General features: G+C 50.2%; 30 protein-coding genes and 1 pseudogene. 1 reads left to right on the top strand and 30 read right to left on the bottom strand.

The window, feature by feature from the left end:
• Nucleotides 1-4: 4 nt before the first annotated feature.
• From ACJHXA_RS21605 to rpsJ, 27 genes are all read right to left on the bottom strand, one after another.
• On the bottom strand, nt 5-994 hold the full coding sequence (locus tag ACJHXA_RS21605; RefSeq protein WP_001162094.1) for a DNA-directed RNA polymerase subunit alpha: 990 nt from the start codon (nt 992-994) through the stop codon (nt 5-7).
• Between the two features lie 25 nt (nt 995-1,019).
• Nucleotides 1,020-1,640 (bottom strand): 30S ribosomal protein S4, encoded by a 621-nt coding sequence (gene rpsD / locus ACJHXA_RS21600; RefSeq protein ID WP_000135224.1) that lies wholly within the window; start codon nt 1,638-1,640, stop codon nt 1,020-1,022.
• Nucleotides 1,641-1,673: 33 nt separating this feature from the next.
• On the bottom strand, nt 1,674-2,063 hold the full coding sequence (gene rpsK / locus ACJHXA_RS21595; RefSeq protein WP_001029684.1) for a 30S ribosomal protein S11: 390 nt from the start codon (nt 2,061-2,063) through the stop codon (nt 1,674-1,676).
• Between the two features lie 16 nt (nt 2,064-2,079).
• Nucleotides 2,080-2,436, bottom strand: coding sequence for a 30S ribosomal protein S13 (gene rpsM / locus ACJHXA_RS21590; RefSeq protein ID WP_000090775.1), 357 nt, complete (start codon nt 2,434-2,436; stop codon nt 2,080-2,082).
• A gap of 146 nt (nt 2,437-2,582) precedes the next feature.
• Complete coding sequence (gene rpmJ, locus ACJHXA_RS21585) at nt 2,583-2,699, bottom strand: 50S ribosomal protein L36 (protein WP_000868187.1); 117 nt, start codon at nt 2,697-2,699, stop codon at nt 2,583-2,585.
• A 31-nt stretch (nt 2,700-2,730) separates the two neighbouring features.
• Nucleotides 2,731-4,062: a preprotein translocase subunit SecY gene (gene secY, locus ACJHXA_RS21580; RefSeq protein WP_001118861.1), complete on the bottom strand. Its 1,332-nt coding sequence runs from the start codon at nt 4,060-4,062 to the stop codon at nt 2,731-2,733.
• A gap of 7 nt (nt 4,063-4,069) precedes the next feature.
• The gene (gene rplO / locus ACJHXA_RS21575) at nt 4,070-4,504 is read right to left on the bottom strand and encodes a 50S ribosomal protein L15 (RefSeq protein ID WP_001238917.1); all 435 of its coding nucleotides are present in this window, start codon (nt 4,502-4,504) and stop codon (nt 4,070-4,072) included.
• 3 nt (nt 4,505-4,507) lie between these two features.
• On the bottom strand, nt 4,508-4,687 hold the full coding sequence (rpmD, locus tag ACJHXA_RS21570; RefSeq protein WP_001140433.1) for a 50S ribosomal protein L30: 180 nt from the start codon (nt 4,685-4,687) through the stop codon (nt 4,508-4,510).
• Between the two features lie 3 nt (nt 4,688-4,690).
• The gene (rpsE, locus tag ACJHXA_RS21565) at nt 4,691-5,194 is read right to left on the bottom strand and encodes a 30S ribosomal protein S5 (protein ID WP_000940121.1); all 504 of its coding nucleotides are present in this window, start codon (nt 5,192-5,194) and stop codon (nt 4,691-4,693) included.
• Between the two features lie 14 nt (nt 5,195-5,208).
• Nucleotides 5,209-5,562 (bottom strand): 50S ribosomal protein L18, encoded by a 354-nt coding sequence (gene rplR / locus ACJHXA_RS21560; RefSeq protein ID WP_000358960.1) that lies wholly within the window; start codon nt 5,560-5,562, stop codon nt 5,209-5,211.
• 9 nt (nt 5,563-5,571) lie between these two features.
• Entirely contained in the window at nt 5,572-6,105 is a 534-nt protein-coding gene (gene rplF / locus ACJHXA_RS21555) for a 50S ribosomal protein L6 (RefSeq protein WP_000091945.1), read from the bottom strand.
• 12 nt (nt 6,106-6,117) lie between these two features.
• Complete coding sequence (gene rpsH / locus ACJHXA_RS21550) at nt 6,118-6,510, bottom strand: 30S ribosomal protein S8 (protein ID WP_000062611.1); 393 nt, start codon at nt 6,508-6,510, stop codon at nt 6,118-6,120.
• A 33-nt stretch (nt 6,511-6,543) separates the two neighbouring features.
• Nucleotides 6,544-6,849 carry a 30S ribosomal protein S14 gene (rpsN, locus tag ACJHXA_RS21545; RefSeq protein ID WP_001118930.1) on the bottom strand — a complete coding sequence of 102 codons (306 nt, stop codon included), beginning with the start codon at nt 6,847-6,849 and terminating at the stop codon, nt 6,544-6,546.
• Nucleotides 6,850-6,863: 14 nt separating this feature from the next.
• On the bottom strand, nt 6,864-7,403 hold the full coding sequence (gene rplE, locus ACJHXA_RS21540; RefSeq protein ID WP_001096200.1) for a 50S ribosomal protein L5: 540 nt from the start codon (nt 7,401-7,403) through the stop codon (nt 6,864-6,866).
• Between the two features lie 14 nt (nt 7,404-7,417).
• Nucleotides 7,418-7,732, bottom strand: coding sequence for a 50S ribosomal protein L24 (gene rplX, locus ACJHXA_RS21535; protein WP_000729185.1), 315 nt, complete (start codon nt 7,730-7,732; stop codon nt 7,418-7,420).
• 10 nt (nt 7,733-7,742) lie between these two features.
• On the bottom strand, nt 7,743-8,114 hold the full coding sequence (gene rplN, locus ACJHXA_RS21530) for a 50S ribosomal protein L14 (RefSeq protein WP_000613955.1): 372 nt from the start codon (nt 8,112-8,114) through the stop codon (nt 7,743-7,745).
• A 164-nt stretch (nt 8,115-8,278) separates the two neighbouring features.
• On the bottom strand, nt 8,279-8,533 hold the full coding sequence (gene rpsQ, locus ACJHXA_RS21525) for a 30S ribosomal protein S17 (RefSeq protein WP_000130100.1): 255 nt from the start codon (nt 8,531-8,533) through the stop codon (nt 8,279-8,281).
• The gene (gene rpmC / locus ACJHXA_RS21520; RefSeq protein ID WP_000644741.1) at nt 8,533-8,724 is read right to left on the bottom strand and encodes a 50S ribosomal protein L29; all 192 of its coding nucleotides are present in this window, start codon (nt 8,722-8,724) and stop codon (nt 8,533-8,535) included. The genes rpsQ and rpmC overlap by 1 nt, the downstream gene beginning before the upstream one ends.
• Nucleotides 8,724-9,134, bottom strand: coding sequence for a 50S ribosomal protein L16 (gene rplP, locus ACJHXA_RS21515; protein ID WP_000941212.1), 411 nt, complete (start codon nt 9,132-9,134; stop codon nt 8,724-8,726). The genes rpmC and rplP overlap by 1 nt, the downstream gene beginning before the upstream one ends.
• A gap of 12 nt (nt 9,135-9,146) precedes the next feature.
• Nucleotides 9,147-9,848: a 30S ribosomal protein S3 gene (gene rpsC, locus ACJHXA_RS21510; protein ID WP_000529945.1), complete on the bottom strand. Its 702-nt coding sequence runs from the start codon at nt 9,846-9,848 to the stop codon at nt 9,147-9,149.
• Nucleotides 9,849-9,865: 17 nt separating this feature from the next.
• Nucleotides 9,866-10,198 carry a 50S ribosomal protein L22 gene (gene rplV, locus ACJHXA_RS21505; RefSeq protein WP_000447529.1) on the bottom strand — a complete coding sequence of 111 codons (333 nt, stop codon included), beginning with the start codon at nt 10,196-10,198 and terminating at the stop codon, nt 9,866-9,868.
• A 14-nt stretch (nt 10,199-10,212) separates the two neighbouring features.
• Nucleotides 10,213-10,491: a 30S ribosomal protein S19 gene (rpsS, locus tag ACJHXA_RS21500; protein ID WP_001138117.1), complete on the bottom strand. Its 279-nt coding sequence runs from the start codon at nt 10,489-10,491 to the stop codon at nt 10,213-10,215.
• A gap of 16 nt (nt 10,492-10,507) precedes the next feature.
• A complete protein-coding gene (gene rplB, locus ACJHXA_RS21495; RefSeq protein WP_000301864.1) occupies nt 10,508-11,329 on the bottom strand; it encodes a 50S ribosomal protein L2 in 822 nt (273 codons plus the stop codon).
• 17 nt (nt 11,330-11,346) lie between these two features.
• Nucleotides 11,347-11,649, bottom strand: a complete 303-nt coding sequence (gene rplW, locus ACJHXA_RS21490) for a 50S ribosomal protein L23 (protein WP_000617544.1) — start codon at nt 11,647-11,649, stop codon at nt 11,347-11,349.
• The gene (rplD, locus tag ACJHXA_RS21485) at nt 11,646-12,251 is read right to left on the bottom strand and encodes a 50S ribosomal protein L4 (protein WP_000424395.1); all 606 of its coding nucleotides are present in this window, start codon (nt 12,249-12,251) and stop codon (nt 11,646-11,648) included. The genes rplW and rplD overlap by 4 nt, the downstream gene beginning before the upstream one ends.
• Before the next feature lie 10 nt (nt 12,252-12,261).
• Complete coding sequence (gene rplC, locus ACJHXA_RS21480; RefSeq protein ID WP_000579833.1) at nt 12,262-12,891, bottom strand: 50S ribosomal protein L3; 630 nt, start codon at nt 12,889-12,891, stop codon at nt 12,262-12,264.
• 32 nt (nt 12,892-12,923) lie between these two features.
• Nucleotides 12,924-13,235: a 30S ribosomal protein S10 gene (gene rpsJ, locus ACJHXA_RS21475; RefSeq protein WP_001181004.1), complete on the bottom strand. Its 312-nt coding sequence runs from the start codon at nt 13,233-13,235 to the stop codon at nt 12,924-12,926.
• Between the two features lie 378 nt (nt 13,236-13,613).
• On the opposite strand from rpsJ, the gene ACJHXA_RS21470 reads away from it, so the two are divergent.
• Nucleotides 13,614-14,081: a prepilin peptidase gene (locus tag ACJHXA_RS21470; RefSeq protein WP_000340171.1), complete on the top strand. Its 468-nt coding sequence runs from the start codon at nt 13,614-13,616 to the stop codon at nt 14,079-14,081.
• Here the strand turns inward: ACJHXA_RS21470 and bfr are convergent.
• From bfr to tuf, 3 genes and pseudogenes are all read right to left on the bottom strand, one after another.
• Nucleotides 14,078-14,554, bottom strand: a complete 477-nt coding sequence (bfr, locus tag ACJHXA_RS21465) for a bacterioferritin (protein ID WP_000675515.1) — start codon at nt 14,552-14,554, stop codon at nt 14,078-14,080. The genes ACJHXA_RS21470 and bfr overlap by 4 nt on opposite strands.
• A 72-nt stretch (nt 14,555-14,626) precedes the next feature.
• Nucleotides 14,627-14,821, bottom strand: a complete 195-nt coding sequence (gene bfd, locus ACJHXA_RS21460; RefSeq protein WP_000289090.1) for a bacterioferritin-associated ferredoxin — start codon at nt 14,819-14,821, stop codon at nt 14,627-14,629.
• A 182-nt stretch (nt 14,822-15,003) separates the two neighbouring features.
• A pseudogene (gene tuf, locus ACJHXA_RS21455) lies at nt 15,004-15,149 on the bottom strand (elongation factor Tu); the annotation flags it as partial.

Here is a 15,149-nt window from a genome sequence, read left to right as displayed (position 1 = left end):
CCGGTTACTCGTCAGCGATGCTTGCCGGTGGCCAGTTTTCCAGGCGCATGCCCAGAGACAGTCCACGGGAAGCCAGCACGTCTTTAATCTCAGTAAGAGATTTTTTACCAAGGTTAGGCGTTTTAAGGAGCTCAACCTCGGTACGCTGTACCAGATCACCGATATAGTGGATAGCTTCTGCTTTAAGGCAGTTAGCAGAGCGGACAGTCAATTCCAGATCGTCAACAGGGCGCAGCAGGATCGGATCGAACTCTGGTTTCTCTTCTTTCACTTCAGGCTGACGTACATCACGTAAGTCAACGAAAGCTTCCAGTTGTTCAGCCAGAATGGTTGCCGCACGACGAATCGCCTCTTCAGGATCGATTGTGCCGTTGGTTTCCATTTCGATGACCAGCTTGTCCAGGTCGGTACGCTGTTCTACACGCGCTGCTTCAACATTGTAGGCAATACGCTCCACAGGGCTGTAGCATGCGTCGACCAGCAGACGGCCGATTGGGCGCTCATCTTCTTCCGAATGAATTCGGGTAGAAGCCGGCACATAACCACGACCGCGCTGAACTTTGATACGCATGCTAATAGACGCGTTCTCATCGGTCAGGTGGCAGATCACGTGCTGCGGCTTGACGATTTCGACATCACCGTCGTGGGTGATATCGGCTGCAGTCACAGGGCCAATGCCAGATTTATTCAAGGTAAGAATAACTTCATCTTTGCCCTGAACTCTCACCGCCAGCCCTTTCAGGTTGAGCAGGATTTCCAGGATATCTTCCTGAACGCCTTCTTTGGTGCTGTACTCATGTAGTACACCATCAATCTCAACCTCGGTCACCGCGCAACCCGGCATCGATGAGAGCAGAATACGGCGCAGTGCGTTACCCAGAGTATGGCCAAAGCCACGCTCTAAAGGCTCAAGGGTCACCTTGGCGTGCGTCGAACTCACTTGCTCGATATCAACCAGGCGCGGTTTTAGAAACTCTGTCACAGAACCCTGCATTGTGTCCTCTCTTTGGTACTAAGCTTTACTTGGAGTAAAGCTCGACGATCAGGTGTTCGTTAATGTCCGCAGACAGATCAGAACGCTCCGGCTTACGCTTAAACGTACCTTCCATCTTGCCAGCATCAACTTCCAGCCAGGTTGGCTTTTCACGCTGCTCAGCCAGCTCCAGAGCGGCTTTCACGCGAGACTGCTTCTTCGCTTTCTCACGAATGCTTACAACGTCATTCGGACTAACCTGATAAGAAGCGATGTTAACAACACGACCGTTTACCATAATTGCTTTATGGCTAACCAGCTGACGTGCTTCTGCACGAGTGGCACCGAAGCCCATACGGTATACAACGTTGTCCAGACGACCTTCCAGCAGAGCCAACAGGTTTTCACCGGTGTTGCCTTTCAGACGTGCTGCTTCTTTGTAGTAGTTACGGAACTGACGCTCCAGCACACCATAGATACGGCGAACTTTTTGCTTTTCACGCAACTGCACACCATAGTCAGACAGACGCGGTTTACGCGCACCGTGCTGGCCAGGAGCTTGTTCAATTTTACACTTGGTATCGATCGCGCGAACGCCAGACTTAAGGAATAAGTCGGTGCCCTCACGACGGCTCAGCTTGAGCTTAGGACCCAAATATCTTGCCATTTTCTTTCTCCAACAAACCTGGAAAACGAGGCGTTATACGCGACGTTTTTTCGGCGGACGACAACCGTTATGAGGGATCGGAGTCACATCAGTAATATTAGTGATGCGGAAACCTGCGGCGTTCAGAGCACGAATAGTAGATTCGCGGCCTGGACCCGGACCTTTAACCATAACTTCCAGATTCTTGATGCCGTATTCTTTCACGGCGTCAGCGCAACGCTCTGCTGCAACCTGAGCTGCAAACGGAGTGGATTTGCGAGAACCACGGAAACCGGAACCACCGGCTGTTGCCCAACCCAACGCGTTACCCTGACGATCAGTGATAGTCACGATGGTGTTGTTGAAAGAAGCATGGATATGAGCCACGCCGTCAGAGACTTGTTTTCTTACACGTTTACGTGCACGAATTGGTGCCTTTGCCATTATTCAATCACCCCGATTATTTCTTGATCGGTTTGCGCGGACCCTTACGGGTACGTGCGTTGGTCTTGGTACGCTGACCGCGAACCGGGAGACCACGACGATGACGCAAACCGCGATAGCAACCAAGATCCATCAGGCGCTTGATGCTCATGCTGATTTCACGGCGCAGATCACCTTCAACGACAAATTTGGCAACTTCGTCACGCAGCGTGTCGATTTGTCCTTCAGACAGCTCACTGATCTTAACATCTTCAGCGATACCCGCTGCAGCCAGGATGGCTTTAGAACGGGTCTTGCCGACGCCATAAATCGAAGTTAATGCGATTACGGCATGCTTATGATCAGGAATGTTAATGCCTGCTATACGGGCCACTATGCACTCCTACTATTTAATATGTACGTTCCATGCTGAAAAGCCCGTTTTCAGGATACTCAAATGGAAACGCACAGACATACAAAAGATTGGCTGGCTAATCTAGCCAGCTCAACCCAACTTTGCAAGAAAAATATGCGAAAAAATCAGCCTTGGCGCTGTTTATGCTTCGGCTCGGCACTGCAAATCACACGGATGACACCATCACGCTTAACGATTTTGCAGTTACGGCATAATTTCTTGACGGAAGCACGAACTTTCATTTTTACTCTCCGTAACTTCTCGGGCGACCAATTATCGGCCGTAGCCTTTCAGGTTCGCCTTCTTCAATGCAGACTCATACTGACTGGACATCATCAGAGTTTGCACTTGAGCCATAAAGTCCATAATCACGACAACAACGATAAGCAGTGAGGTCCCACCGAAGTAGAACGGTACTTTCATTGCATCACGCATGAACTCCGGGATCAGGCAGATAAAGGTAATATACAGCGCACCAACCAGGGTCAGGCGGGTCATTACTTTATCGATATACTTCGCCGTTTGCTCTCCCGGACGAATTCCTGGTACAAATGCACCGGACTTCTTCAGGTTATCTGCTGTTTCACGCGGGTTGAAAACCAACGCCGTGTAGAAGAAACAGAAGAAGATGATTGCAGACGCATAGAGTAACACATAAAGCGGTTGCCCAGGCTGCAAATACAGCGAAATTGTTGTCAGCCAGTTCCAACCAGTACCGCCCCCGAACCATGACGCGATGGTCGCCGGGAACAGAATAATACTGGAAGCGAAGATTGCCGGGATTACCCCCGCCATATTCACTTTCAGCGGTAAATGTGTGCTCTGTGCAGCATAGACACGACGACCTTGCTGACGTTTCGCGTAGTTTACCACAATGCGGCGTTGACCACGCTCAACAAATACAACAAAGAACGTCACTGCAAATACTAATACTGCAACCAACAGCAACACGAGGAAGTGCAGGTCGCCTTGACGCGCTTGCTCGATAGTATGGGCAATGGCTGGCGGGAGTCCCGCGACAATACCGGCGAAGATAATGATTGAAATACCGTTGCCGATACCTCGTTCAGTAATCTGTTCGCCCAACCACATCAGGAACATCGTTCCTGTGACCAGACTTACAACAGCGGTGAAGTAGAATGCAAAGCCTGGGTTAATCACCAGGCCTTGCATACCAGGCATATTCGGCAGACCGGTAGCAATACCGATCGACTGGAATATTGCCAGCACCAGAGTACCGTAACGGGTGTACTGGCTGATCTTACGACGACCAGACTCCCCTTCTTTCTTAATTTCTGCCAACGTTGGGTGAACCACCGTCAGCAGCTGGATAATGATCGACGCCGAAATATACGGCATGATCCCCAGAGCAAAGATAGAAGCACGGCTGAGAGCACCACCAGAGAACATGTTAAACATCTCAATGATGGTGCCTCGCTGTTGCTCAAGCAGTTTGGCAAGTACAGCGGCATCAATACCAGGGATCGGAATAAAAGAGCCAATACGGAACACAATCAGCGCACCGATAACAAACAGCAGTCTGCGTTTCAGCTCGCCTAAGCCACCTTTGGCACTTTGAAAATCTAATCCCGGTTGTTTAGCCATCTGCTACTTATTCCTCGATTTTACCGCCAGCAGCTTCGATAGCAGCACGAGCGCCTTTAGTAACACGCAGGCCACGAACAGTTACCGGAGTCGTTACTTCGCCAGCCAGGATCACTTTCGCGAACTCGATCTGGATACCGATAATGTTAGCCGCTTTCAGCGTGTTCAGGTCTACAACACCGCCTTCTACTTTAGCCAGGTCAGACAGACGAACTTCGGCTGTAATCGCTGCTTTACGAGAAGTGAAGCCGAATTTCGGCAGACGACGGTACAGAGGCATCTGACCACCCTCGAAACCGCGACGTACGCCACCGCCAGAACGAGATTTCTGACCTTTGTGACCACGACCACCGGTTTTACCGAGGCCAGAACCGATACCACGACCCAGGCGTTTACCCGCCTTTTTGGAGCCTTCGGCCGGAGACAGAGTATTTAAACGCATCTCTTACTCCTCAACTTTAACCATGAAGGAAACCGCGTTGATCATACCGCGAATAGCAGGAGTATCCTCGCGCTCTACGGTGTGACCAATACGACGCAGACCCAGGCCAAGCAGCGTTGCCTTGTGTTTCGGCAGACGACCGATTGCACTGCGGGTTTGAGTAATTTTAATAGTCTTTGCCATGGTTTATTTCCCCAGAATTTCTTCAACGGATTTACCACGCTTGGCAGCGACCATTTCTGGAGAATTCATATTTTCCAGGCCATCAATAGTTGCACGAACCACGTTGATCGGGTTGGTGGAACCATATGCTTTAGCCAGAACGTTATGAACCCCAGCGACTTCCAGAACGGCGCGCATTGCACCACCGGCGATGATACCGGTACCTTCGGAAGCCGGCTGCATGAATACGCGAGAACCCGTGTGAACACCTTTAACAGGGTGTTGCAGAGTGCCGTTATTCAGCGCGACGTTAATCATATTGCGACGGGCTTTTTCCATCGCTTTCTGGATCGCTGCTGGAACTTCACGCGCTTTACCGTAACCAAAACCAACGCGACCGTTACCATCGCCAACTACAGTCAGAGCTGTGAAGGAGAAAATACGACCACCTTTAACGGTTTTAGATACGCGGTTTACCGCGATCAGCTTTTCCTGCAGTTCGCCAGCTTGTTTTTCGATGTGAGCCATCTTACACCTCTACCTTAGAACTGAAGGCCAGCTTCACGGGCAGCATCTGCCAGTGCCTGGACACGACCATGATATTGGAACCCGGAACGGTCAAAGGATACATCTTTGATGCCTTTTTCCAGAGCGCGTTCAGCGACAGCTTTACCCACAGCTGCAGCCGCGTCTTTGTTACCGGTGTACTTCAGTTGTTCAGCGATAGCTTTTTCTACAGTAGAAGCAGCTACCAGAACTTCAGAACCGTTCGGTGCAATTACCTGTGCGTAAATGTGACGCGGGGTACGATGTACCACCAGGCGAGTTGCGCCCAGCTCCTGGAGCTTGCGGCGTGCGCGGGTCGCACGACGGATACGAGCAGATTTCTTATCCATAGTGTTACCTTACTTCTTCTTAGCCTCTTTGGTACGCACGACTTCGTCGGCGTAACGAACACCCTTGCCTTTATAAGGCTCAGGACGACGGTAGGCGCGCAGATCCGCTGCAACCTGGCCGATCACCTGCTTATCAGCGCCTTTCAGCACGATTTCAGTCTGAGTCGGACATTCAGCAGTGATACCCGCAGGCAGCTGATGGTCAACAGGATGAGAGAAACCCAGAGACAGGTTAATCACATTACCTTTAACCGCTGCACGGTAACCTACACCAACCAGCTGCAGCTTCTTAGTGAAGCCTTCGGTAACACCGATAACCATTGAGTTCAGCAGGGCACGCGCGGTACCAGCCTGTGCCCAACCGTCTGCGTAACCATCACGCGGACCGAAGGTCAGGGTATTATCTGCATGTTTAACTTCAACAGCATCGTTGAGAGTACGAGTCAGCTCGCCGTTTTTACCTTTGATCGTAATAACCTGACCGTTGATTTTTACGTCAACGCCGGCAGGAACAACGACCGGTGCTTTAGCAACACGAGACATTTTTTCCTCCGATTAGGCTACGTAGCAGATAATTTCGCCACCAAGACCAGCCTGGCGCGCTGCACGATCAGTCATAACACCTTTAGAGGTAGAAACAACTGCGATACCCAGACCCGCCATAACTTTCGGCAGCTCATCTTTACGTTTATAGATGCGCAGACCTGGGCGGCTGACACGCTGAATGCTTTCTACAACAGCTTTGCCCTGGAAATACTTCAGAGTAAGTTCCAGTTCAGGCTTGGTGTCGCCTTCAACTTTAAAATCTTCAATAAAACCTTCTTCCTTCAGCACGTTGGCGATTGCCACTTTCAGCTTGGAGGAAGGCATGGTGACCGCAGCTTTGTTCGCGGCCTGACCGTTACGGATACGGGTCAGCATATCCGCGATCGGATCTTGCATGCTCATCTGTCTTTACTCCCGTGATTCAATTGGTGACAATTACCAGCTAGCCTTTTTCAGACCCGGGATTTCACCGCGCATAGCGGCTTCACGGACCTTAATACGGCTCAACCCGAACTTCCGCAGGAAACCATGCGGACGACCTGTTTGACGGCAGCGGTTACGCTGACGAGACGGGCTGGAATCACGCGGCAGAGTCTGCAGCTTGAGAACAGCGTTCCAACGATCTTCGTCGGAAGCGTTCACATCAGAGATGATCGCTTTCAGTTCAGCGCGTTTCGCGAAGTATTTATCAGCTAAAGCTACGCGTTTTACTTCGCGTGCTTTCATTGATTGCTTAGCCATTTAGTAACCCTACCTTACTTGCGGAACGGGAAGTCAAAGGCAGCCAGCAGAGCGCGGCCTTCTTCGTCAGATTTCGCAGTAGTGGTAATGGTAATATCCAAACCACGAACGCGGTCGACTTTATCGTAGTCGATTTCTGGGAAGATGATCTGCTCACGGACACCCATGCTGTAGTTACCACGACCGTCGAAAGACTTAGCGGACAGGCCACGGAAGTCACGGATACGAGGTACAGCAATAGTGATCAGGCGCTCAAAGAACTCCCACATGCGTTCGCCACGCAGAGTTACTTTACAGCCGATCGGATAGCCCTGACGGATTTTGAAGCCTGCAACAGATTTGCGTGCTTTGGTGATCAGCGGTTTTTGACCGGAGATTGCTGCCAGGTCTGCTGCTGCGTTATCCAGCAGTTTTTTGTCAGCGATCGCTTCACCAACACCCATGTTCAGGGTGATCTTCTCGACCCGAGGGACTTGCATGACAGAATTGTAGTTAAACTCAGTCATGAGTTTTTTAACTACTTCGTCTTTGTAGTAATCATGCAGTTTCGCCATCGTACTACTCCAAATTACTTGATAGTTTCGCTGTTAGACTTGAAGAAACGGACTTTTTTGCCGTCTTCGAATCTAAAGCCTACACGGTCAGCCTTGCCGGTTGCCGCATTGAAGATTGCTACGTTGGAAACCTGAATAGCGGCTTCTTTTTCAACGATGCCACCCGGTTGGTTCAGGGCCGGAACCGGCTTCTGATGTTTCTTAACCAGGTTGATACCTTCAACAATGACCTTGCCGGAAGACAGGACATTCTTAACTTTACCGCGTTTACCTTTATCTTTACCGGTTAACACGATAACTTCGTCATCACGACGGATTTTCGCTGCCATGATTCGCTCCTTAGAGTACTTCTGGTGCCAGAGAGATAATTTTCATGAACTTCTCACTACGAAGCTCACGAGTTACCGGCCCAAAAATACGCGTACCGATAGGCTGCTCGCTGTTGTTGTTCAGAAGAACACAAGCATTACCATCGAAGCGAATGACAGAACCGTCCGGGCGACGAACACCCTTCTTGGTGCGCACCACTACCGCCTTCAGCACATCACCTTTTTTGACCTTACCACGCGGAATTGCTTCTTTGATGGTGATCTTGATGATGTCGCCTACGCCTGCGTAGCGACGGTGCGAGCCACCCAGAACCTTGATACACATTACGCGACGTGCACCGGAGTTGTCGGCGACGTTCAGCATAGTCTGTTCTTGGATCATTTTAGTGCTCCGCTAATGTCAACTACTACTGAGACCCGAAAATCAGGTCGTTAAAAATCCCCATATCGAGGGCGCGGCATTATAACACCGCTTCAAGGATATGGGTAGAAAAAATAAACGGCTCATTTCTGAGCCGTTTATTCGTATCGAGAGAGTGTACTGTATTACAGAACCGCTTTCTCTACAACGCGAACCAGCGTCCAGGATTTAGTCTTGGACAGCGGACGGCATTCGCGGATTTCAACCACGTCACCGATACCGCATTCGTTGTTCTCGTCATGTACGTGCAGTTTGGTCGTACGCTTGATGAATTTACCGTAGATCGGGTGTTTCACAAAACGTTCGATAGCAACAACAATGGATTTCTCCATTTTGTCGCTAACAACGCGACCTTGCAGAGTACGGATTTTATCGGTCATTACGCACCCGCCTTCTCGTTCAGTAAAGTCTTAACGCGTGCGACATCGCGACGCACTTGCTTCAACAGGTGAGACTGTTGCAGCTGGCCACTTGCAGCCTGCATACGCAGGTTGAACTGCTCACGCAGCAGGTTCAGCAGCTCGGTGTTCAGCTCTTCAACGCTCTTCTCACGCAGCTCTTTTGCTTTCATTACATCACCGTCTTAGTTACAAAGGTGGTTTTAATCGGCAGTTTCGCTGCTGCCAGCTTGAATGCTTCACGGGCCAGCTCTTCCGGAACACCGTCCATTTCATACAGGACTTTACCCGGCTGAATCAAGGCAACCCAATACTCCACGTTACCTTTACCTTTACCCATACGCACTGCCAGCGGCTTTTCAGTGATCGGTTTGTCCGGGAACACACGGATCCAGATCTTACCTTGACGCTTAACTGCACGGGTCATAGCACGACGTGCTGCTTCGATCTGACGGGCAGTCAGACGACCACGGCCAACAGCTTTCAGACCGAAGCTGCCGAAGCTAACATCCGTACCCTGCGCCAGACCGCGGTTACGGCCTTTGTGCATTTTACGGAATTTTGTACGCTTTGGTTGTAACATCAGCGACGCTCCTTATTTACGGCCTTTACGCTGCTGCTTTTTAGGCTGAGCAGCCGGTTTTTCCGGTTGTTCAACAGCAGCCATACCACCCAGGATCTCGCCTTTGAAGATCCACACTTTAACGCCGATTACACCGTAAGTGGTGTGCGCTTCAGAGGTGTTGTAGTCGATGTCAGCACGCAGAGTGTGCAGCGGTACGCGACCTTCGCGGTACCATTCGGTACGTGCGATTTCCGCGCCGCCCAGACGGCCGCTAACTTCAACTTTAATACCTTTAGCGCCCAGACGCATTGCGTTCTGTACAGCACGCTTCATAGCACGACGGAACATAACGCGACGTTCCAGCTGAGAAGTGATGCTGTCAGCAACCAGTTTTGCGTCCAGTTCAGGCTTACGAACTTCGGCGATGTTGATCTGTGCAGGAACGCCAGCGATGTCCGCTACGACCTTACGCAGTTTTTCTACGTCTTCACCTTTTTTACCGATAACGATACCCGGGCGAGCAGTGTGAATGGTTACACGGATGCTCTTAGCCGGACGCTCGATAACGATACGAGATACGGACGCTTTAGCCAGTTCCTTAGTCAGGTACTGACGTACTTTAAAATCGCTGTCCAGGTTGTCAGCGAATTCTTTGGTGTTCGCAAACCAGGTAGAGTTCCATGGTTTTACAATACCCAGGCGAATACCATTAGGATGTACTTTCTGACCCATTGCTAGTCTCCAGAGTCTCAGCGATCGGACACAACCACAGTGATGTGGCTGGTGCGCTTCAGGATGCGATCTGCACGACCTTTTGCACGCGGCATAATGCGCTTCATGCTCGGGCCTTCGTCTACGAAAATTTTCGTAACTTTCAGATCGTCAATGTCAGCGCCATCGTTGTGTTCAGCGTTAGCAATGGCAGATTCCAGAACTTTCTTGACCAGTACAGCCGCTTTCTTGTTGGTGTAGGTCAAAATATCCAGAGCCTGCGACACTTTCTTACCGCGAATCAGGTCAGCAACAAGGCGAACCTTCTGAGCAGAAGAACGAGCATGGCGATGTTTAGCGATAGTTTCCATCTCTTCCTCCTACCTTATTTCTTCTTCGCTTTTTTATCAGCAGCGTGGCCGCGATAAGTACGAGTCGGTGCGAATTCACCCAGTTTGTGACCGACCATTTCGTCGGTTACAAATACCGGAACGTGCTGACGACCATTATGGACAGCGATGGTCAAACCGATCATGTTAGGAAAGATCGTTGAACGACGGGACCAAGTGCGCAGGGGCTTCTTGTCTCCGCTTTCCACCGCTTTCTCTACCTTCTTCAGCAAGTGCAGGTCAATAAAAGGACCTTTCTTGAGAGAACGTGGCATGGCTTATCCTCTAAAATTATTTGCTACGGCGACGTACGATGAATTTATCAGTACGCTTGTTGCTGCGGGTCTTCTTACCTTTGGTCTGAACGCCCCACGGAGTTACCGGGTGCTTACCAAAGTTACGACCTTCACCACCACCATGTGGGTGGTCTACCGGGTTCATCGCGGTACCGCGAACGGTCGGACGAACACCACGCCAGCGTGCAGCACCTGCTTTACCCAGAACGCGCAGCATATGCTCAGCATTGCCAACTTCGCCCAGAGTTGCACGGCAGTCTGCTTCTACTTTACGCATTTCACCAGAACGCAGACGCAGGGTGACATAAGCACCATCACGAGCAACGATCTGAACGTAAGTACCAGCGGAACGTGCCAGCTGACCGCCTTTACCTGGTTTCATTTCTACGTTATGAACAGTAGAACCAACCGGGATGTTGCGCATCGGCAGGGTGTTACCTGGTTTGATTGCAGCATCAACGCCAGACTGAATCTGGTCGCCAGCTTTCAGGCCTTTAGGGGCCAGGATGTAACGGCGTTCACCGTCTTTGTACAGAACCAGCGCGATGTTCGCGGAACGGTTCGGATCGTACTCAAGACGTTCAACAACTGCCGGGATACCGTCTTTGTTGCGTTTGAAGTCAACAATACGGTAAGCCTGCTTGTGGCCACCACCGATATGACGAGTGGTGATACGGCCATTGTTGTTACGACCACCGGATTTGCTGTTTTTTTCCAGCAACGGAGCAAAAGGTTTGCCCTTGTGCAGCTCAGGGTTAACCACTTTAACTACGTGGCGACGACCCGGAGATGTCGGTTTACATTTAACAACTGCCATTGTATTACTCCTCCGACTTACTCAGCGCCGCCAACGAAGTCCAGATTCTGGCCTTCTTTCAGGGTGACGTAAGCTTTTTTCCAGTCGCTACGACGACCGATACGCTGTCCGTGACGTTTAACTTTCCCTTTAACTACCAGGGTGTTAACGACTTCGACTTCGACTTCAAACAGTTTCTGCACAGCAGCTTTGATTTCTGCTTTGGTCGCGTCTTTAGCAACTTTGAGTACGATGGTGTTGGATTTTTCCATCGCAGTAGACGCTTTTTCAGAAACGTGCGGTGCACGCAGCACCTTCAGCAGACGTTCTTCACGAATCATGCCAGCATCTCCTCAACTTGCTTAACAGCATCAGCAGTCATTACGACTTTGTCGAAGGCGATCAGGCTAACCGGGTCGATACCAGTTGCATCGCGTACGTCAACCTTGTGCAGGTTGCGCGCAGCCAGGAACAGGTTTTCGTCCAGCTCACCGGTGATGATCAGCACATCTTCCAGAGCCATGTCTTTCAGTTTCTGTGCCAGCAGCTTAGTTTTCGGCGCTTCTACAGAGAACTTCTCGACAACGATCAGACGATCCTGACGTACCAGTTCGGACAGGATGCTTTTCAGCGCGCCGCGGTACATCTTCTTGTTAACTTTTTGACTGTGGTCCTGCGGACGAGCAGCAAAGGTCACGCCACCAGAACGCCAGATCGGGCTCTTGATAGAACCAGAACGCGCACGGCCGGTGCCTTTCTGGCGCCACGGTTTTTTACCGGAACCAGTTACTTCAGCACGAGTCTTCTGAGCACGAGTACCCTGACGAGCACCAGCTGCATAAGCAACAACAACCTGGTGAACCAGCGCTTCGTTGAAATCACGACCGAAGGTAGTTTCGGAAACAGTCAGCGCGCTCTGCGCGTCTTTCAATACTAATTCCATTGCTATCTCCTTACGCCTTCACAGCTGGTTTAACGATCAGGTCGCTACCGGTTGCACCCGGGACAGCACCTTTAACCAGCAGCAGGTTGCGCTCAGCGTCAACGCGTACTACGTCAAGGCTCTGAACGGTTACACGTTCGTTACCCATCTGACCTGCCATTTTCTTGCCTTTGAACACTTTGCCCGGAGTCTGGTTCTGACCGATAGAACCCGGAACGCGGTGAGACAAGGAGTTACCGTGAGTAGCGTCCTGGGTACGGAAGTTCCAGCGCTTAACGGTACCTGCGAAACCTTTACCTTTAGAGGTGCCAGTTACGTCAACTTTTTTAACGTCAGCAAACAGTTCAACGCTAATGCTCTGACCTACAGTGAACTCTTCGCCTTCAGCCAGGCGGAATTCCCACAGACCACGGCCAGCTTCTACGCCAGCTTTAGCGAAGTGGCCAGCTTCAGGCTTGGTCACACGGTTAGCTTTTTTAGCACCGGTGGTCACCTGAATAGCACGGTAGCCATCGTTAGCCAGGTCTTTAACCTGAGTAACGCGGTTTGCTTCAACTTCGATTACGGTTACTGGGATAGAAACGCCGTCTTCTGTGAAGATACGGGTCATACCCACTTTTTTACCGACTAAACCAATCATTGTTTCAACCTCTCAATCGCTCAATGACCTGATTAACCCAGGCTGATCTGCACGTCTACACCGGCAGCCAGATCCAGACGCATCAGAGCATCAACGGTTTTCTCGGTTGGCTCAACGATGTCAACCAGACGCAAGTGAGTACGGATTTCGTACTGATCGCGCGCGTCTTTGTTGACGTGCGGGGAGATCAGAACAGTGAAGCGCTCTTTGCGTGTCGGCAGCGGGATCGGACCACGGACCTGCGCACCAGTGCGCTTGGCAGTCTCGACGATTTCCGCGGTTGCTTGATCGATCAGACGATGATCAAACGCTTTCAGGCGGATACGGATTCTTTGGTTCTGCATGAGACCAGAGCTCCAATTATTTTATAAACGAAAATGATTACTCCTCAGACCCATTACGATTGATGGGAGAGTGTAACCGTTCTTACGTAGCTCCCCGATTGGGAGCATTGTTAGGTAGCCAAATTCGGCTAACTGAGGTTCAGATTGAACCTGCTGTCAACTACGACAAGCCCGCGCATTATACGCAAATCTGAGCCTGACGCAAGCATCGGGTAGAAATTAATCGCAACGCGCAGATTGCGAGCTGTATTCCACGAAATTTGTAAGGTTGTGAAGATAGCGTTTTTCACCGGAACCAGGTTAACAAATCAGCGATTTCTCTGTTGCTGAGCATCCGGAGTTATTCGATGGTGATACTCCAATTACAGAGGATGTTTTATGGACGCTACCCTTCCCTTTCTGATTTTGTACGCTTGTTTATCTGTCCTACTTTTTTTATGGGATGCAAAGCATGGCTTGTTACCTGACAGATTTACCTGCCCGTTACTCTGGTCAGGTCTTTTGTTCTCTCAGGTTTGTAATCCTGACGGTTTAGCCGATGCGTTATGGGGGGCGATTATTGGTTACGGCACATTCGCTGTCATTTACTGGGGGTATCGCATACTGCGTCATAAAGAAGGATTAGGCTATGGTGATGTGAAGTTTCTCGCCGCCCTTGGTGCCTGGCATACCTGGACCTTCTTGCCACGACTGGTTTTCCTTGCTGCCTCATTCGCTTGCGGAGCCGTAGTTGTTGGTCTGCTCATGAGAGGAAAAGAGTCATTAAAAAACCCGCTGCCGTTTGGGCCATTTCTGGCGGCTGCGGGTTTCGTTGTAGGTTGGGATAGTTTGCTGGCAGGCCGTTAATCTTTAACTTTTATTTGTGATTGCAGGTAATTTTGTAAACCGATTTTACCGATGAGATCCAGCTCAGTTTCGAGCCAGTCAATATGACCTTCTTCATCGGCAAGGATCTCGATCATCATATCACGGCTAACATAGTCATGAACGCTGTCGGCATACGCGATAGCCTCACGGAGATCCTTCGCGCCTTCCAGTTCTAATCGCAGGTCGGATTGCAGCATCTCCTCGACATCTTCACCAATCCCCAGTTTGCCTAAATCCTGTAAGTTGGGGATTCCTTCTAAAAACAAAATACGCTCGATATATTTATCAGCGTGTTTCATCTCATCGATGGATTCATGGTATTCGACGTCATTGAGACGCATCAGGCCCCAGTTTTTAAACATCCGGGCATGGAGAAAATACTGATTGATTGCGACAAGCTCATTTCCCAATAGTTTATTGAGATAATTTATGATTTTAACATCACCTTTCATTTTATAGTCCCTCCGCTTCCACTATTAGAGCGTAGATGGGGCTAGCGGGATGTCAAAAAATAAGCGTGGTCTTCAGGCAATCTCTTTAAATTCTGGCATCTGCATCAACTCGTCCTGCATCACTTCGCGCGCGGCGCGAATGCACTTACCGCATTGATTTCCCACAGGAATAAACTTACGCAATTGTTGGAAAGATTGCGGATGAAACTGACGGACTGCCTGGCGAATTTTTTTGTCACTTACACCATTACACAAACAAACGTACATGATTGCTCCCGTTCAAATTCTGCGCAAAGTGTAAATGAGAATGGTTATGATTACAATAGCACAGTTTTATTTGCGCCATAGTTCAGCGAGCAAAATTACGACTAAATATTTCGAGCTCAAATTACGGGCAGCAAAAAGGGCGCCGAAGCGCCCTTTTCAATTCAAAACTAATTAACGTGTAATTAGCCCAGAACTTTAGCAACAACGCCCGCGCCAACGGTACGGCCGCCTTCACGGATTGCGAAACGCAGACCGTCGTCCATCGCGATCGGGTGGATCAGGGTAACAACCATTTTGATGTTGTCGCCCGGCATTACCATCTCTACGC

It is taken from the genome of Escherichia sp. WS33 (assembly GCF_046486385.1).
In the GTDB taxonomy this organism is placed as follows: Bacteria; Pseudomonadota; Gammaproteobacteria; order Enterobacterales; family Enterobacteriaceae; genus ECMA0423.
This window is presented reverse-complemented; position numbering and strand designations above follow the sequence as displayed.

Coding starts and splice junctions, on each gene's coding strand:
- rplW (WP_000617544.1), bottom strand. CDS start 11,649: ATGATTCGTGAAGAACGTCTGCTGAAGGTGCTGCGTGCACCGCACGTT.
- rplD (WP_000424395.1), bottom strand. CDS start 12,251: ATGGAATTAGTATTGAAAGACGCGCAGAGCGCGCTGACTGTTTCCGAA.
- bfr (WP_000675515.1), bottom strand. CDS start 14,554: ATGAAAGGTGATGTTAAAATCATAAATTATCTCAATAAACTATTGGGA.
- rplP (WP_000941212.1), bottom strand. CDS start 9,134: ATGTTACAACCAAAGCGTACAAAATTCCGTAAAATGCACAAAGGCCGT.
- rpsS (WP_001138117.1), bottom strand. CDS start 10,491: ATGCCACGTTCTCTCAAGAAAGGTCCTTTTATTGACCTGCACTTGCTG.
- rpsK (WP_001029684.1), bottom strand. CDS start 2,063: ATGGCAAAGGCACCAATTCGTGCACGTAAACGTGTAAGAAAACAAGTC.
- rplN (WP_000613955.1), bottom strand. CDS start 8,114: ATGATCCAAGAACAGACTATGCTGAACGTCGCCGACAACTCCGGTGCA.
- rpsD (WP_000135224.1), bottom strand. CDS start 1,640: ATGGCAAGATATTTGGGTCCTAAGCTCAAGCTGAGCCGTCGTGAGGGC.
- ACJHXA_RS21470 (WP_000340171.1), top strand. CDS start 13,614: ATGGACGCTACCCTTCCCTTTCTGATTTTGTACGCTTGTTTATCTGTC.
- rplV (WP_000447529.1), bottom strand. CDS start 10,198: ATGGAAACTATCGCTAAACATCGCCATGCTCGTTCTTCTGCTCAGAAG.
- rplO (WP_001238917.1), bottom strand. CDS start 4,504: ATGCGTTTAAATACTCTGTCTCCGGCCGAAGGCTCCAAAAAGGCGGGT.
- rpmD (WP_001140433.1), bottom strand. CDS start 4,687: ATGGCAAAGACTATTAAAATTACTCAAACCCGCAGTGCAATCGGTCGT.
- rplF (WP_000091945.1), bottom strand. CDS start 6,105: ATGTCTCGTGTTGCTAAAGCACCGGTCGTTGTTCCTGCCGGCGTTGAC.
- bfd (WP_000289090.1), bottom strand. CDS start 14,821: ATGTACGTTTGTTTGTGTAATGGTGTAAGTGACAAAAAAATTCGCCAG.
- rplC (WP_000579833.1), bottom strand. CDS start 12,891: ATGATTGGTTTAGTCGGTAAAAAAGTGGGTATGACCCGTATCTTCACA.
- rplE (WP_001096200.1), bottom strand. CDS start 7,403: ATGGCGAAACTGCATGATTACTACAAAGACGAAGTAGTTAAAAAACTC.
- rplR (WP_000358960.1), bottom strand. CDS start 5,562: ATGGATAAGAAATCTGCTCGTATCCGTCGTGCGACCCGCGCACGCCGC.
- rpsN (WP_001118930.1), bottom strand. CDS start 6,849: ATGGCTAAGCAATCAATGAAAGCACGCGAAGTAAAACGCGTAGCTTTA.
- secY (WP_001118861.1), bottom strand. CDS start 4,062: ATGGCTAAACAACCGGGATTAGATTTTCAAAGTGCCAAAGGTGGCTTA.
- rpmJ (WP_000868187.1), bottom strand. CDS start 2,699: ATGAAAGTTCGTGCTTCCGTCAAGAAATTATGCCGTAACTGCAAAATC.
- rpsE (WP_000940121.1), bottom strand. CDS start 5,194: ATGGCTCACATCGAAAAACAAGCTGGCGAACTGCAGGAAAAGCTGATC.
- rplB (WP_000301864.1), bottom strand. CDS start 11,329: ATGGCAGTTGTTAAATGTAAACCGACATCTCCGGGTCGTCGCCACGTA.
- rpsQ (WP_000130100.1), bottom strand. CDS start 8,533: ATGACCGATAAAATCCGTACTCTGCAAGGTCGCGTTGTTAGCGACAAA.
- ACJHXA_RS21605 (WP_001162094.1), bottom strand. CDS start 994: ATGCAGGGTTCTGTGACAGAGTTTCTAAAACCGCGCCTGGTTGATATC.
- rpsC (WP_000529945.1), bottom strand. CDS start 9,848: ATGGGTCAGAAAGTACATCCTAATGGTATTCGCCTGGGTATTGTAAAA.
- rpsJ (WP_001181004.1), bottom strand. CDS start 13,235: ATGCAGAACCAAAGAATCCGTATCCGCCTGAAAGCGTTTGATCATCGT.
- rpsH (WP_000062611.1), bottom strand. CDS start 6,510: ATGAGCATGCAAGATCCGATCGCGGATATGCTGACCCGTATCCGTAAC.
- rplX (WP_000729185.1), bottom strand. CDS start 7,732: ATGGCAGCGAAAATCCGTCGTGATGACGAAGTTATCGTGTTAACCGGT.
- rpmC (WP_000644741.1), bottom strand. CDS start 8,724: ATGAAAGCAAAAGAGCTGCGTGAGAAGAGCGTTGAAGAGCTGAACACC.